Annotated in this window: 12 protein-coding genes; 6 read left to right on the plus strand and 6 right to left on the minus strand. The window is 60.6% G+C overall.

What is annotated here, in order from left to right; genetic code table 11:
* The first annotated feature begins 240 nt into the window (after positions 1-240).
* The 5 genes from ACA053_RS22750 (at position 241) to ACA053_RS22770 (ending at position 7,503) form a co-directional block, all read left to right on the plus strand.
* Positions 241-1,764, plus strand: a complete 1,524-nt coding sequence (locus tag ACA053_RS22750; protein ID WP_109634353.1) for a fumarate hydratase — start codon at positions 241-243, stop codon at positions 1,762-1,764.
* Between the two features lie 159 nt (positions 1,765-1,923).
* The gene (locus tag ACA053_RS22755) at positions 1,924-3,690 is read left to right on the plus strand and encodes a sensor histidine kinase (RefSeq protein ID WP_497393758.1); all 1,767 of its coding nucleotides are present in this window, start codon (positions 1,924-1,926) and stop codon (positions 3,688-3,690) included.
* Positions 3,684-5,018, plus strand: a complete 1,335-nt coding sequence (locus tag ACA053_RS22760) for a sigma-54-dependent transcriptional regulator (protein ID WP_497393759.1) — start codon at positions 3,684-3,686, stop codon at positions 5,016-5,018. Before ACA053_RS22755 ends, ACA053_RS22760 begins: the two co-directional genes overlap by 7 nt.
* Before the next feature lie 297 nt (positions 5,019-5,315).
* A complete protein-coding gene (locus ACA053_RS22765) occupies positions 5,316-6,635 on the plus strand; it encodes an MFS transporter (RefSeq protein WP_109634358.1) in 1,320 nt (439 codons plus the stop codon).
* Between the two features lie 238 nt (positions 6,636-6,873).
* Positions 6,874-7,503 carry a flavin reductase family protein gene (locus tag ACA053_RS22770; RefSeq protein WP_497393760.1) on the plus strand — a complete coding sequence of 210 codons (630 nt, stop codon included), beginning with the start codon at positions 6,874-6,876 and terminating at the stop codon, positions 7,501-7,503.
* Here the strand turns inward: ACA053_RS22770 and ACA053_RS22775 are convergent, their stop codons facing one another.
* Together ACA053_RS22775 and ACA053_RS22780 are read right to left on the minus strand one after the other, a co-directional pair.
* On the minus strand, positions 7,504-7,734 hold the full coding sequence (locus ACA053_RS22775; RefSeq protein ID WP_109634362.1) for a hypothetical protein: 231 nt from the start codon (positions 7,732-7,734) through the stop codon (positions 7,504-7,506). It abuts the gene before it with no gap.
* 41 nt (positions 7,735-7,775) lie between these two features.
* Complete coding sequence (locus tag ACA053_RS22780; protein WP_497393761.1) at positions 7,776-8,129, minus strand: putative quinol monooxygenase; 354 nt, start codon at positions 8,127-8,129, stop codon at positions 7,776-7,778.
* Positions 8,130-8,464: 335 nt separating this feature from the next.
* On the opposite strand from ACA053_RS22780, the gene ACA053_RS22785 reads away from it, so the two are divergent.
* Entirely contained in the window at positions 8,465-9,394 is a 930-nt protein-coding gene (locus ACA053_RS22785; RefSeq protein WP_497313295.1) for an AraC family transcriptional regulator, read from the plus strand.
* Between the two features lie 152 nt (positions 9,395-9,546).
* Here ACA053_RS22785 and ACA053_RS22790 read toward each other — a convergent pair whose 3' ends face one another.
* From ACA053_RS22790 to ACA053_RS22805, 4 genes are all read right to left on the minus strand, one after another.
* Positions 9,547-10,602: an ABC transporter ATP-binding protein gene (locus tag ACA053_RS22790; protein ID WP_109634368.1), complete on the minus strand. Its 1,056-nt coding sequence runs from the start codon at positions 10,600-10,602 to the stop codon at positions 9,547-9,549.
* A gap of 15 nt (positions 10,603-10,617) precedes the next feature.
* Positions 10,618-11,466 carry an ABC transporter permease gene (locus ACA053_RS22795; protein ID WP_497393762.1) on the minus strand — a complete coding sequence of 283 codons (849 nt, stop codon included), beginning with the start codon at positions 11,464-11,466 and terminating at the stop codon, positions 10,618-10,620.
* Positions 11,463-12,371 (minus strand): ABC transporter permease, encoded by a 909-nt coding sequence (locus tag ACA053_RS22800; RefSeq protein WP_497393763.1) that lies wholly within the window; start codon positions 12,369-12,371, stop codon positions 11,463-11,465. The genes ACA053_RS22795 and ACA053_RS22800 overlap by 4 nt, the downstream gene beginning before the upstream one ends.
* A 193-nt stretch (positions 12,372-12,564) precedes the next feature.
* Positions 12,565-13,668, minus strand: coding sequence for an extracellular solute-binding protein (locus ACA053_RS22805; RefSeq protein WP_131063254.1), 1,104 nt, complete (start codon positions 13,666-13,668; stop codon positions 12,565-12,567).
* Positions 13,669-13,849 lie beyond the last annotated feature (181 nt).

Here is a 13,849-nt window from a genome sequence, read left to right on the forward strand (position 1 = left end):
TTCACGACGGCTTCGCCGCCGAACGCAGGCTTCGCCAGCTGCTACAGGGATCGCGGCGTTATAAGACCAACGATTGACTGTCGGCGGGTGTGCCCGCCATCGAGGCGCGGTATACTGCCGCGCCTTTTTAGCGTCGCGCCAGCAGCCCCGGCGTGCCTTGAAAGGTGCTTGCAACCGACCGATGCACCCAAGCTGCAAGCACCTTATTGAATGTTCCCGTCTTTTAGAGGAGCGCGACTCATGACCGTGATCAAGCAAGACGACCTGATTCAGAGCGTTGCCGACGCCCTGCAGTTCATTTCCTATTACCACCCCGTTGACTTCATCCAGGCGATGCACGAGGCCTACCTGCGCGAAGAATCGCCGGCAGCTCGCGACTCGATGGCGCAAATCCTGATCAACTCGCGCATGTGTGCCACCGGCCACCGCCCGATCTGCCAGGACACCGGCATCGTCACCGTGTTCGTGCGAGTAGGCATGGACGTACGTTGGGATGGCGCCACCATGGGCCTGGACGACATGATCAACGAAGGCGTGCGCCGGGCTTACAACCTGCCGGAAAACGTCCTGCGTGCCTCGATCCTCGCCGACCCGGCGGGCGCTCGTAAAAACACCAAGGACAACACCCCGGCCGTTATCCACTACTCCATCGTTCCGGGTAACACCGTGGAAGTGGACGTGGCAGCCAAGGGCGGCGGTTCCGAGAACAAGTCGAAAATGGCCATGCTCAACCCGTCCGACTCGATCGTCGACTGGGTGTTGAAGACCGTTCCGGAAATGGGCGCCGGCTGGTGCCCACCGGGCATGCTCGGCATCGGCATCGGCGGCACCGCCGAGAAAGCCGCCGTCATGGCCAAGGAAGTGTTGATGGAATCCATCGACATCCACGAGCTGAAAAAGCGCGGCCCGTCCAACCGTATCGAAGAAATGCGCCTGGAGCTGTTCGAGAAGGTCAACCAACTGGGCATCGGCGCCCAGGGCCTGGGTGGCCTGACCACCGTACTCGATGTGAAGATCATGGATTACCCGACCCACGCCGCTTCGTTGCCGGTGTGCATGATCCCGAACTGCGCCGCCACCCGTCACGCGCACTTCGTGCTCGACGGTTCCGGCCCGGCATCCTTGGAAGCGCCACCGCTGGACGCCTACCCGGAAATCGTCTGGGAAGCCGGCCCGTCGGCTCGTCGCGTCAACCTCGACACGCTGACCCCGGAAGACGTGCAGAGCTGGAAGCCGGGCGAAACCGTCCTGCTCAACGGCAAGATGCTCACCGGTCGCGACGCCGCGCACAAGCGCATGGTCGAGATGCTGAACAAGGGTGAAACCCTGCCGGTAGACCTCAAAGGTCGCTTCATCTACTACGTCGGCCCGGTTGATCCGGTGCGCGAAGAAGTGGTTGGCCCTGCCGGTCCGACCACCGCGACGCGGATGGACAAGTTCACCCGTCAGATCCTCGAGCAAACTGGCCTGCTGGGCATGATCGGCAAATCCGAGCGCGGCCCGACCGCAATCGAAGCGATCAAGGACCATAAGGCCGTTTACCTAATGGCAGTGGGCGGCGCGGCTTATCTGGTGGCGCAAGCGATCAAGAAATCCCGCGTGGTGGCGTTCGCCGAACTGGGGATGGAAGCGATCTACGAGTTCGACGTGAAAGACATGCCGGTGACTGTTGCAGTGGACAGCAAGGGCGAGTCGGTTCACATCACCGGTCCTGCCATCTGGCAGCAAAAGATCAGTGAAAGCTTGGCGGTCGAAGTGCAATAAGCGCATCGACGACGAAATAAAAGGCGACAGGAGCTATGCTCTTGCCGCCTTTTTTTGTTTTATATATCTATGTCTAAAAGGTGGTGGATTTCAGCGTGGGAATGCTCAACACCGTCGTGATATGGTTCGCGCCCTCCGCACACTTGTGTAATCCCCGGCATGCTTGAGTCTTCTCGCTCTTTGCGCATAACGCTATACACCCTCCTTATCCTTGCTGGTGCCGCATTGGCCGCCGGTTTTGCCCTGCGTCACACCGAACGCCAGGCACTGGTGGAAGACGCCGCCCGCGCCAACCAGCAATTGGCCTTGTACGCCAATTCGCTGCACACCCTGATCGACCGCTACCGTGCCCTGCCCGCCGTATTGGCGCTGGACCCGGAGCTGCGTGGCGCGCTGAACGGTGAAGTGGGTCCCGAGCAGCAACTTGCGCTGAACCGCAAACTGGAAAAAATCAACGGCGCCGCGCAGTCCTCGACCCTGGAACTGCTCGACCGCACCGGCCTCGCCGTGGCCGCCAGCAATTGGCGTTTGCCCAGCAGCTATGTCGGCCACAACTACGGTTTTCGCCCCTACTTCAGCCAAACCCGCACCCAGGGCACCGGGCGTTTTTACGCAGTCGGCGTCACCAGCGGCATTCCGGGGTATTTCCTGTCCAGCGCGGTGACCAGCGACAGCGGCGAGTTTCTCGGCGCCATGGTGGTGAAACTCGAGTTCCCGGAACTGGAGCGCGAATGGCGTCAGGGCAGCGACACGCTGCTGGTCAGCGATGCGCGCGGGATTATCTTTATCGCCAACCAGCCGGGCTGGCGCTATCGCTTGTTGAAACCGTTGAACGACAGCGATCACGCCGAGCTCAAGGTCACCCGTCAATACGACAAACAACCGCTGACACCGCTGGACTATCAATCGCTGCAGCGCTTTGACGACAACAGCGATCTGGCGCGGGTCGTCGGTCCTGACGGCACGGCGAACTATCTGTGGGAATCCCTGCCGCTGAGCACGGAAGGCTGGACCTTGCACCTGCTGCGCCGCCCGCAAGTCGCCTTCGAAGACAGCCGCAACGCCGCGCTCGCCGCTGCCGGGTTGTGGCTGGCGCTGGTGTTTCTGCTGCTGTTCCTCAATCAGCGCTGGCGCCTCGCGAAGATGCGCCAGCGCAGCCGTGAAGAACTCGAACAATTGGTGGAAGAACGCACCCGCGACCTGCGCACCGCTCAGGACGGTCTGGTGCAATCGGCCAAACTCGCGGCCCTCGGGCAGATGTCGGCCGCCCTCGCCCATGAAATCAATCAACCGCTGACCGCCCAGCGCATGCAGCTTGCGACTCTGAGGCTGCTGCTCGATCACGGCCGGGTCGATGACGCTTACAAGGCGCTGAAACCGGTGGACGACATGCTCACGCGCATGGCCGCCCTCACCGGCCACCTGAAAACCTTCGCCCGTAAAAGCCCCAGCGGTTTGCGCGAACGCCTGGATCTGGCGGCCGTGGTCGACCAGTCGCTGCAGTTGCTCGACGCCCGTTTGCGTGACGAGCAGGTCAGCACCGTGTTGCACCTGACGCGTCCGGCGTGGGTGCGTGGCGATGCGATTCGCCTGGAACAGGTGCTGATCAATCTGCTGCGCAATGCCTTGGACGCGATGCAGGACAAACCCTGCAAACGCCTGGAAATCCGCCTCGAAGCCGACGAACAACTGTGGCGCCTGACCGTCACCGACAACGGTGGCGGCATCGCCGAAGAGCATCTGGCGAACGTGTTTGACCCGTTCTTCACCACCAAACCGGTGGGTGATGGTTTGGGGCTTGGCTTGGCGGTATCGTTTGCCATCGTTCACGAATCGGGCGGACGCCTGAGTGCCGACAATCACGCCAACGGCGCCGTGTTCACCTTGACTTTACCCATCGACCAGGAGGCCCACGGCCCATGCTGAACTCAGTGATGGTGGTCGACGACGAAAGCAGCATTCGCAGCGCCGTTGAACAATGGCTGAGCCTGTCGGGTTTCGAGGTGCAGCTGTTCAGCCGCGCCGATGAGTGCCTGGCGCAGTTGCCCAGTCATTTCCCCGGCGTGATCCTGAGCGACGTGCGCATGCCCGGCATGACCGGGCTGGAGTTGCTGGCTGAGATTCAGCGCCGCGATGCCGACTTGCCGGTGATTCTGCTGACCGGCCACGGCGATGTGCCGATGGCGGTCGAAGCGATGCGCGACGGCGCCTATGACTTCCTGGAAAAACCCTTCAGCCCGGAAACGCTGATGAGCAGTTTGCGCCGCGCTTTGGACAAGCGCCGGCTGGTGCTGGAAAACCGCGCACTGCATGAGCTGGCCGATAACCGCGCCAAACTCGACGCGACACTGTTGGGCGTTTCTCGTGGTTTGCAGACCTTGCGCCGACAGGTGCTGGATCTGGCGGCGTTGCCGGTCAATGTGCTGATCCGGGGTGAAACCGGCAGCGGCAAAGAGCTGGTCGCCCGCTGCCTGCACGACTTCGGGCCGCGCGCGGACAAGCCGTTTGTGGCGCTCAATTGCGCGGCGATTCCCGAGCAGCTGTTCGAAGCTGAGCTGTTTGGTCATGAGAGCGGCGCGTTCACCGGGGCTTCGGGCAAACGTATCGGCAAACTCGAATACGCCGATGGCGGCACGCTGTTTCTCGATGAAATCGAAAGCATGCCGCTGGCCCAGCAAGTGAAATTGCTGCGGGTGTTGCAGGAGCAGAAGCTTGAGCGATTGGGGTCGAATCAGAGCATTCGCGTGGATTTGCGGATCATCGCCGCGACCAAACCGGATCTGCTGGATGAAGCGCGGGCGGGGCGTTTTCGCGAGGATTTGGCCTATCGGTTGAACGTCGCTGAATTGCGCCTGCCGCCGTTGCGCGAACGGCGTGAAGACATTCCGTTGTTGTTCGAGTCGTTCGCGCAAAATGCCGCTGAGCGCCTGGGGCGGACTTTTCCACCGTTGAGCGGCCCGCAGTTGAGCCATCTGCTGAACCACGACTGGCCGGGCAATGTGCGTGAATTGGCGAACGTTGCCGAACGGCAGGTGCTGGGGCTGGGCGAGCCGACACCTGCGGGCATCGATCCCGGGCAGTCGCTGGCGGCGCAGGCGGAAGCGTTCGAAGCGCATTGCCTGCGAGCGGCGTTGACCCGGCATAAAGGCGATGTGAAAGCGGTGCTGGAAGAGCTGCAACTGCCGCGCCGGACCTTCAATGAAAAGCTGCAGCGGCATGGGCTGACGCGGGAGATGTTCCTGCAAGACAGCTGAATTTTCAGTGCATGGACTGGCCCCATCGCGAGCAGGCTCGCTCCCACATTTGAACGGTGTACACCAGTCTCCTGTGGGAGCGAGCCTGCTCGCGATGAGGCATTCATGGACAACACATCTCGCAACCAGTAAGCAATTTTCCGCTCACTCCCAATCCAGAATGAGCGGATTTCCGCTCATTCAACGGTCAAAACCCCTCTAGTCCGGCCCTCCTCCCCTTGGCACACCTCCTGCTATAGCCCCAGCAGGCTGCGTTTCAACGCGCTCCACAAAAACAATTAAACGAAGGATCCTTCAATGGATAACTCCAACGCCCTGCCCCTTGGGTCGGCTGCCGTGCCCGCCAAAGAAAGAACCACCGCCAGTCGCATCAAGTCGATCTTCAGCGGCTCTGTCGGCAACATGGTCGAGTGGTACGACTGGTACGTCTACGCTGCCTTCTCCCTGTATTTCGCCAAAGCCTTCTTCCCCAAAGGCGACACCACCGCCCAACTGCTGAACACTGCCGCGATCTTCGCCGTGGGCTTCCTGATGCGCCCGATCGGTGGCTGGCTGATGGGCCTGTATGCCGACAAGGCTGGTCGCAAGAAAGCACTGATGGCTTCGGTGTATCTGATGTGTTTCGGCTCGCTGCTGATCGCACTGAGCCCGGGCTATGAAACCATCGGCATCGGCGCACCGATCCTGCTGATTTTCGCCCGCCTGCTGCAAGGCCTGTCGGTCGGTGGCGAGTACGGCACCTCGGCCACCTACCTCAGCGAAATGGCGACCAAGGACCGTCGCGGCTTCTACTCCAGCTTCCAGTACGTGACCCTGATCTCCGGCCAGCTCATCGCTTTGGCAGTGCTGATCGTGCTGCAACAGACCCTGACTACTGAAGAGCTGTACGCCTGGGGCTGGCGCATCCCGTTCGCCATCGGTGCGCTGTGTGCCGTGGTCGCGCTCTACCTGCGTCGTGGCATGGAAGAAACCGAGTCGTTCACCAAGAAAGAGAAAGCCAAGGAAAGCGCGATGCGCACCTTGATGCGCCATCCCAAGGAACTGATGACCGTGGTCGGCCTGACCATGGGCGGCACCCTGGCGTTCTACACCTACACCACCTACATGCAGAAATACCTGGTGAACACCGTCGGCATGAGCATCTCCGACTCCACCACCATTTCCGCCGCCACGCTGTTCCTGTTCATGTGCCTGCAACCGATCATCGGCGGGCTGTCGGATAAAGTCGGTCGTCGTCCGATCCTGATTGCCTTCGGTGTGCTCGGGACGCTGTTCACCGTGCCGATCCTGACCACCCTGCACACCATTCAATCCTGGTGGGGCGCGTTCTTCCTGATCATGGCAGCGCTGATCATCGTCAGCGGCTACACCTCGATCAACGCCGTGGTGAAAGCCGAACTGTTCCCGACCGAGATTCGTGCTCTGGGCGTCGGCCTGCCGTACGCACTGACCGTGTCGATCTTCGGCGGCACCGCTGAATACATCGCGCTGTGGTTCAAGAGCATCGGCATGGAAACCGGTTACTACTGGTACGTGACCGCGTGTATTGCCGTGTCGTTGCTGGTGTACATCACCATGAAAGACACCCGCAAGCATTCGCGGATCGAGACGGACTGATTCGGCTCGCGCAATAAAACAGGGGCAGACCTTCACGGGTCTGCCCCTTTTCTTTGCAACCGACACAAAACCCTGTGGGAGCGAGCCTGCTCGCGATAGCGGCGTATCAGCAACAAATTGGCTGACTGACACACCGCTATCGCGAGCAGGCTCGCTCCCACATTTGAATCTCATCGCTGGAAATTATCCGTTCGTCCTTGCACCATGACTGCCTCCCGATCCTCCCGGAATGTATGCCATGCCCGACGACATCCACTTCTACGAACCCGCCAACGGCCACGGCCTGCCGCATGACCCGTTCAACGCCATCGTCGGCCCCCGCCCCATCGGCTGGATTTCCTCCCAGGACGCCAACGGCCGCTTGAACCTGGCGCCTTACAGCTTCTTCAATGCCTTCAACTACATTCCGCCGATCATTGGTTTTTCCAGCGTCGGGCGCAAAGACAGCCTGAACAACATCGAGCAGACCGGCGAATTCGCCTGGAACCTGGCCACGCGCCCGCTGGCCGAGCAGATGAACCAGAGTTGCGCGATGGTCCCGCCCGAGGTCAACGAGTTCGAGCTGTCTGGCCTGACCCCGGTCGCCTCGGAAATCATTCAGGTGCCGCGCGTCGCCGAAAGCCCGGTGTCGTTCGAGTGCAAGGTCACGCAGATCATTCAGTTGCAGCGGGCGGACGGGAACGTGGTGCCGAGCTGGCTGATTCTGGGCGAAGTGGTCGCCGTGCATATCGCCAAGTGGCTGTTGAAGGACGGGGTGTACGACACCGCCGCGGCAGAGCCGATTCTGCGCGGCGGCGGGCCAGCGGATTACTTTCAGCTGGGGCCTGAGGCATTGTTCAAGATGTTCCGCCCGGGGGCGGTCAAGTAATTACCAGACGAGTTCGGCGTCGTCGCTGACATTCTTGAGGCTGGTCAGCTTCAGCGCAGCGGCTTCATCGGCGTCGTGGGCGGTCTTGAAGACCTGATCGTCGAGAATCTTGTGAAAACGCGGTGCACCTGAGCCACCCAGTGCTTTAACAGCGATTGCGGCGTGATAACCGCCTTCGGCCGGCACTACGGCGGATACGGCTTCGAAGGTTTCAAAGGCTTTACGTGCCATGTCGCGGATCCTGGCTGATTGAGAATGGAGCCATTAAACCCTCAACCCGCCATTTTGTGTACCCACGACCGAGACTGGCCCCGCGCCTGGTCGGCCGACACGTCCTTGAAGGTATGAAAATCCAGGCTGTTGACCACCAGTTCCTGCACCAGCTCGGCGAAAATCTCCATCGCCGGGGTACTGAAGTAGGCGGTCATCGCTTGTTGGTGGGTCCAGAAACCGGACACCAGCCACAACTCCGGATCGACTTGCGAATGCTGCAGGGAAAAACTCAGGCAACCCGGTGCGCTGCGGGATGGCTCGATCAAGGCGCTCAGGCGCGCACCGAGTTCCGCCGAACGCCCGGCGCGGGCACGGACAAAAGCCATATGACTGACGGGGATCTGCGTAGACATGTTCAACCCTCCCAGGTACTCGAGTGGCAGCCGTGGGACGGGCTGCGACAGGATCAAAGGTTAAGCGCGCAGGGGGAAGTGCAGTTAGTCGATTCCTGCCGGCTTTTTGCACAATCCTGCGTGGCGTTTCGATGAACCTGTAACAACCTGTAAAACTCCTCAAAACGATGAAACACGGCTTTCAAGCAAGTTTCCCCGGGTTGTAGCAGCCATAGAGGCACCGCTGATCCACTCGATGCAGAATCAGGCAAGCTTGAGGCAGGATGTGTCTACCGCATCGTCTTGCACAAACTTAAGCTCGCCCCATTACCAACGCACCGCCGAGGATGCCTTGCATGTCGTCGCTCGATCACTTTCAAGCCCCGCTGGATGCCGACATGGAGAAACAGCGCGCGGAACTGGCCGCTATCATCCGTCGCAACACGATGGAAGATGGCACTTATGCCACTGCCGTCGGTTCGCTGTTCATGTCCAAACACAGCCAGTCCCATGACTTTGCCCCGGTGCTGGCCCAACCGGCGCTGTGCATCATGGCGCAGGGCCGTAAAGAGGTCAGGCTGGCCGACGAATACTTCAATTACGATCCGCTGAATTACCTGGTGGTGTCGGTCTCGATGCCCTTGAGCGGACGAGTGGTGAATGTCACGTCTGAAGAACCGATTCTCGCGGTGCGACTGGACATTGATCCAGCAGAAATCACTGCACTGATTGCCGACGCCGGCCCTCTCGGCGTCCCCACACGTCCAACCGGGCGCGGCTTGTATGTCGAACGGATCGATACGGCGATGCTCGACGCCGTGCTGCGTCTGGCGCGCCTGCTCGATGCGCCGAAAGACATCGCCATGCTCGCGCCGCTGATTCGTCGGGAGATTCTTTATCGGTTGTTGCGCAGTCAGCAGGGGCATCGGTTATACGAAATCGCGATCGCCAACAGCCAGAGCCACCGCATCAGCCAGGCGATCAAGTGGCTCAACGGCAATTATGAGCAACCGCTGCGCATCGATGATCTGGCGAAGGAGGTGAACCTGAGCGTGTCGACGTTGCATCACCGGTTCAAGGCGATGACGGCGATGAGTCCGTTGCAGTATCAGAAACAGCTGCGCTTGCAGGAAGCGCGGCGGTTGATGCTGGCCGAAGGGTTGGAGGCATCGGCGGCGGGGTATCGGGTGGGGTATGAAAGTCCTTCGCAGTTCAGCCGGGAATATAGCCGGTTGTTTGGGGCGCCGCCGTTAAGGGATTTGGCGCGGTTGCGGTTGAGCGTCTGATTCAGCCTTGAGGGTGTAACTGATGGCCTCATCGCTGGCAGGCCAGCTCCCACAGGGATTGTGAGTGCTCACACAATCAAGTGAACACCGATGTAACCTGTGGGAGCTGGCCTGCCAGCGATGGGGCCAGTAAGGCCGACATCAAATCTGGATTAGGCGCCGAGTACTCGGCAAGCCTCGGCCGGCAATGTCACCGACACCGGGTTGCCAATGCTCAACCCAAACCCCTGACACGGCGTACTCAACGCCGTAAACGACACCCCGGAACACTCCACCGTCGTTTCAATCGTCGCGCCGATATCGCGCACGAACGTCACCGTACCGAGCAACCGGTTTCCCGCCGTCGCCTGCGGATGCGACAGTTGCAGGTCCTCTGGGCGAATCAGCATCTTCACCTTCTCACCGACCACAATGCTTCTGCAGATCGGCACTTCCAGCGCATCGCCACCGGGCAGTCCCACCTTGCCGTTGCCCAGTGCGGTGGCCGGGAAGATGTTGCCCGAGCCGATAAAGTCCGCGACAAATTCATTGGCCGGGTGCCGATAAATTTCAATCGGCGTGCCCACTTGCTGCACCCGATGCTCACCCAGCACCACCACGATATCGGCCATGGTCATCGCCTCACGCTGATCGTGGGTCACCATGATCGTGGTGATGTTCAGGCGCTGTTGCAGCTGACGGATTTCCACCTGCATCGACTCACGCAGCTTGGCATCGAGCGCCGACAGCGGTTCATCCAGCAAGAGGATTTTCGGGTGGTTGGCAATCGCCCGGGCAATCGCCACGCGCTGGCGTTGACCGCCAGACAGCTTCGCCACCGGGCGATCAATCATCTCGCTCAGTTGAATCAGCTCCAGCAACTCCACCACCCGCGCCTGCTGGTCAGCCTTGCTGACCCCGCGCAGTTTCAGCGGATAAGCGATGTTCTCCCCCACCGTCATGTGCGGAAACAGCGCCAGCGACTGGAACACCATGCCGAAATTGCGCTGATGCGCCGGGGTGTGACCGATGTCTTCACCGTCCAGGCGAATCTCGCCGCCACTGAGAGTTTCGAGGCCGGCAATCATCCGCAGCAACGTGGTTTTGCCGCAGCCCGACGGGCCGAGGAAACACACCAGTTTGCCTTCCGGCAAATGCAGGTTCACATCCTTTACCGCGCAGGCCGAGCCGTAATGTTTCTCGACGTTTTCCAGAATCAGACCAGTCATGTTGCACCTCAAGAATCAGAACGAAACGCCACCTTCACCGACCAGCTTCTCCAGCGCCCAGATCAGGACGAAGTCGATCAGCACGATCAGCACGGCAAACGAAAATACGGTGGGGTCGAGCGAAGACACAGTGCGGCTGTACATCCAGATCGGCACGGTCATCACGTCGATGGTGTAGAGAAAATAGGTCACGGTGAATTCGTTGAACGAGACGATGAACGCCAGCAGCATGCCCGCCAGAATCCCCGACTTCATCAACGGCACCACCACATCGATAATCGCCCGCAGCGGTGAAGCGCCGAGCATTTGCGCGGCTTCTTCGACTTCGCTGCCGATGGAGAGCATCGCCGCGGTGCAGTTTTTCACCACGAACGGCAGTGCCAGGATCACGTGGGCAATCACCAGGCGCGAGGTGGTCATCTGGAACGGCAGGCTGTCGAACACCAGCAGCAACGCCAGGCCCAACACCACCATCGGAAACACCAGCGGCAGCGACATCAGTTGCAGCGCCACGGCTTTGCCGCGGAATTCGCAACGGGTCAGCGCGTACGCCGCCGGCACCGCCACAATCGTCGCGAAGACCATGGTCAGGCACGCCACCATCAGGCTGGTGGTCATGGCTTTGCCCAGGCTCAGCACATCGCTGGAATCCGGCGATACGAAGGTGTGCCAGGCGGCTTTGTACCATTGCAGGCTGTAGCTGCTCGGCGGGAAGTCGAGGTTCGACGCACCGCTGAACGACATGACGATCATGGTCAGGATCGGCAACACCGCCAGCAGCAGGATGAAGCCCGAGAGGATGCCGGCTAACTTGCCGGTCTCCCCGGGCAGCAGGCCATAACGTTTTTTGGTCAACGTGCTCATTGGGAAGCCTCCAGCATGCGCCGACGACGGCCAGTGATGAATTCGGACAAGGTCATGATCGCGAGCGTGGTGACGATCAGCACCACACCGGCAGCGGACGCGGCGGGCCAGTTCATCAGCGGGGCGATCTGGTCATGCACCATCACCGCCAGCATCGGCACGCGCCGGCCACCGAGCAGCAACGGCACCACAAAGCTGCTGGCGTTATAGGCGAACACCAGGGTCGCGCCGGTGATAATCCCCGGCATGCTCATCGGCAACACCACTTGGCGGAACACCTGGAAGCGACTCGCACCGAGGGTGGCGGCAGCTTCTTCGTAAGTCCGCGCAACGCCGCGCATGGCGCTGGCAATCGGCAGCACGGCCAGCGGGAAGGCGGTTTGCACCAGGCCCATCAATACGCCGTTCTGGTTGTACAGCAGCATGATCGGGCGCTTGATCAGGCCCAGGCCCATCAGTGCCTGATTGAGCATCCCGCCCGGGCCGAGAATCACCAGCCAGCCGTAGCTTTGCAGCAGCAGGTTGACCAGCAACGGCAGCAGCACCGCCGCGAGGAAGATCCGTCGCACGAACGGCGAGGTCAGGCGCGACATGGTGTAGGCCACCGGGATCGCCAGCACCACCGCGATCACTGCGCTGATCAGCGCCAGACGCAGGGTCAGCAGCAAGGATTTGAGGTAATACGGTTCCAGCAATTGGGCGTAACTGGCCAGGCTGAACCCGGTCCACTCCGCGCCCTTGGTGCCCACGCTCATGCGCAGAACCAGGAGGCTGGCGGCAATCAATACGCCCAGAAACAGCATCGACGGCGACAGGAAAAACCACGCACGCGTCGTCGGCGAAACACCCCGATTGGTGCGCACGGGAGCGGTGGCGACCGGATGAGTCAGAGGTTGGTGTTCCATAGCAAGGGTCTCGTCAATGGAAAGCAGCTGACAGACACAAGTCTCGAAATCACCTTGGCCCCTTGTGGGAGCTAGCCTGCTAGCGATAGCGATCCGTCAGTCGACATCAATGCTGAATGTCAGACCGCAATCGCTAGCAGGCTAGTTCCCACAGGGGCTTGCAGTGTTCTGAAGATTTGTGTTCGCCACTCGATCAGGAAGAAAAGATTTCCGTGTAGCGACGAATCCATTGGTCATGCACGGAGGCCAGGAAGGCGTTGTCGTGCATGATCGCTTTCTCGGCAATCTGCTCCGGCGTGAGGATGTACGGGCTCTTGCGCGCTTCGGCGGAGATGATCGCCTTGGCGTTGACCGGACCGTTGTAGATGTCCTCGGCCATCTTGCCCTGCACCAGCGGGTCCAGAGAGTGGTTGATGAAGGCGTAGACCAGATCGGTATCGCCTGGACGATTCTTCGGCATCACCGAGAGCATCAGGTCGGTGTAGAAACCTTCCTTCATGCCGAACGTGGCGCCCAGGCCGTAGGCCGGGTCGCGGATCTGTTTCGGGAAAAACGCTGGAGCGTACAAGCCGCCCATGTCCAGGGAGCCGGTGCGGAACAGCTCGGCGATCTGGTTCGGGTTTTCGCCCAGGGTCACCACACGATCTTTCAGCTCGGCGAGTTTCTTGAAACCCGGCTCGATGTTGTGTTCGTCACCACCGGCCAGTTTGGCGGCGATGATGATCAGGTCCATCGCTTCGGTCCAGTTCGGCGGCGGCAGGAAGATGTTCGGCGACAGCTCGGCGTCCCACAGGGCGGCGTAACTGTCCGGGGCTTCCTTGATGGTGCGGGTGCTGTAGACGAGGCTGTTGCACCACAGCAGGTAACCGATGCCGTGACCATTGGCGCCGGTGCGGTATTTCTCCGGCACGTCGACCAGGTTGGGAATGCGGTTGAGGTCGGGTTTTTCCAGCAGGTTGGCGGCGGCCAGGCCTTCGGCGCCAACGCCGGCCAGGGTGATGATGTCGTACTGCGGACGATCGCCGGCTGCCTTGAGTTTGGCGACCATTTCCGAAGTACTGCCGGTACGGTCAGCGATGACCTTGCAACCGTATTTGTCTTCGAAGGTGGCTGCGATGTTGCGCAGTGCCGCGAGGCCGGTGTCATCGGACCAGGTCAGCAGGCGCAGGGTCTTGCCCTGGAACCGCGTGTCGCTGGCATTGGCCTTGACGAAGGGCAAGCTCATGGCCGCCGCTGCCACCGAGGCCACGCCCACGGTTTTGATGAATTGACGTCTGTTCAGATCATGCTCGCCCATTACGGACTCCCTTTGTTTTTGTAGGTATAAGGCAGGTCGAAACTGTTGCATCCGCGCGGTTGGATCAGCGTTATCCCTCGTATTTTCGGGGGTTTGGCTGAACCAGAGAGTTCATCCTGAGGTCGTGCAAAACACCTGACTATCGATAAAAACTCATCGAAGCCATGACACCAGCGCATGC

The sequence above is a fragment of the Pseudomonas sp. LBUM1672 genome (assembly GCF_059695655.1).

Bases quoted from the DNA above. Each gene is read 5' to 3' on its own strand.
- ACA053_RS22795 (WP_497393762.1), bottom strand. From the start codon at position 11,466: ATGAGCACGTTGACCAAAAAACGTTATGGCCTGCTGCCCGGGGAGACC.
- ACA053_RS22775 (WP_109634362.1), bottom strand. From the start codon at position 7,734: ATGGCACGTAAAGCCTTTGAAACCTTCGAAGCCGTATCCGCCGTAGTG.
- ACA053_RS22790 (WP_109634368.1), bottom strand. From the start codon at position 10,602: ATGACTGGTCTGATTCTGGAAAACGTCGAGAAACATTACGGCTCGGCC.
- ACA053_RS22760 (WP_497393759.1), top strand. From the start codon at position 3,684: ATGCTGAACTCAGTGATGGTGGTCGACGACGAAAGCAGCATTCGCAGC.
- ACA053_RS22780 (WP_497393761.1), bottom strand. From the start codon at position 8,129: ATGTCTACGCAGATCCCCGTCAGTCATATGGCTTTTGTCCGTGCCCGC.
- ACA053_RS22765 (WP_109634358.1), top strand. From the start codon at position 5,316: ATGGATAACTCCAACGCCCTGCCCCTTGGGTCGGCTGCCGTGCCCGCC.
- ACA053_RS22755 (WP_497393758.1), top strand. From the start codon at position 1,924: ATGCTTGAGTCTTCTCGCTCTTTGCGCATAACGCTATACACCCTCCTT.
- ACA053_RS22785 (WP_497313295.1), top strand. From the start codon at position 8,465: ATGTCGTCGCTCGATCACTTTCAAGCCCCGCTGGATGCCGACATGGAG.
- ACA053_RS22805 (WP_131063254.1), bottom strand. From the start codon at position 13,668: ATGGGCGAGCATGATCTGAACAGACGTCAATTCATCAAAACCGTGGGC.
- ACA053_RS22800 (WP_497393763.1), bottom strand. From the start codon at position 12,371: ATGGAACACCAACCTCTGACTCATCCGGTCGCCACCGCTCCCGTGCGC.
- ACA053_RS22770 (WP_497393760.1), top strand. From the start codon at position 6,874: ATGCCCGACGACATCCACTTCTACGAACCCGCCAACGGCCACGGCCTG.
- ACA053_RS22750 (WP_109634353.1), top strand. From the start codon at position 241: ATGACCGTGATCAAGCAAGACGACCTGATTCAGAGCGTTGCCGACGCC.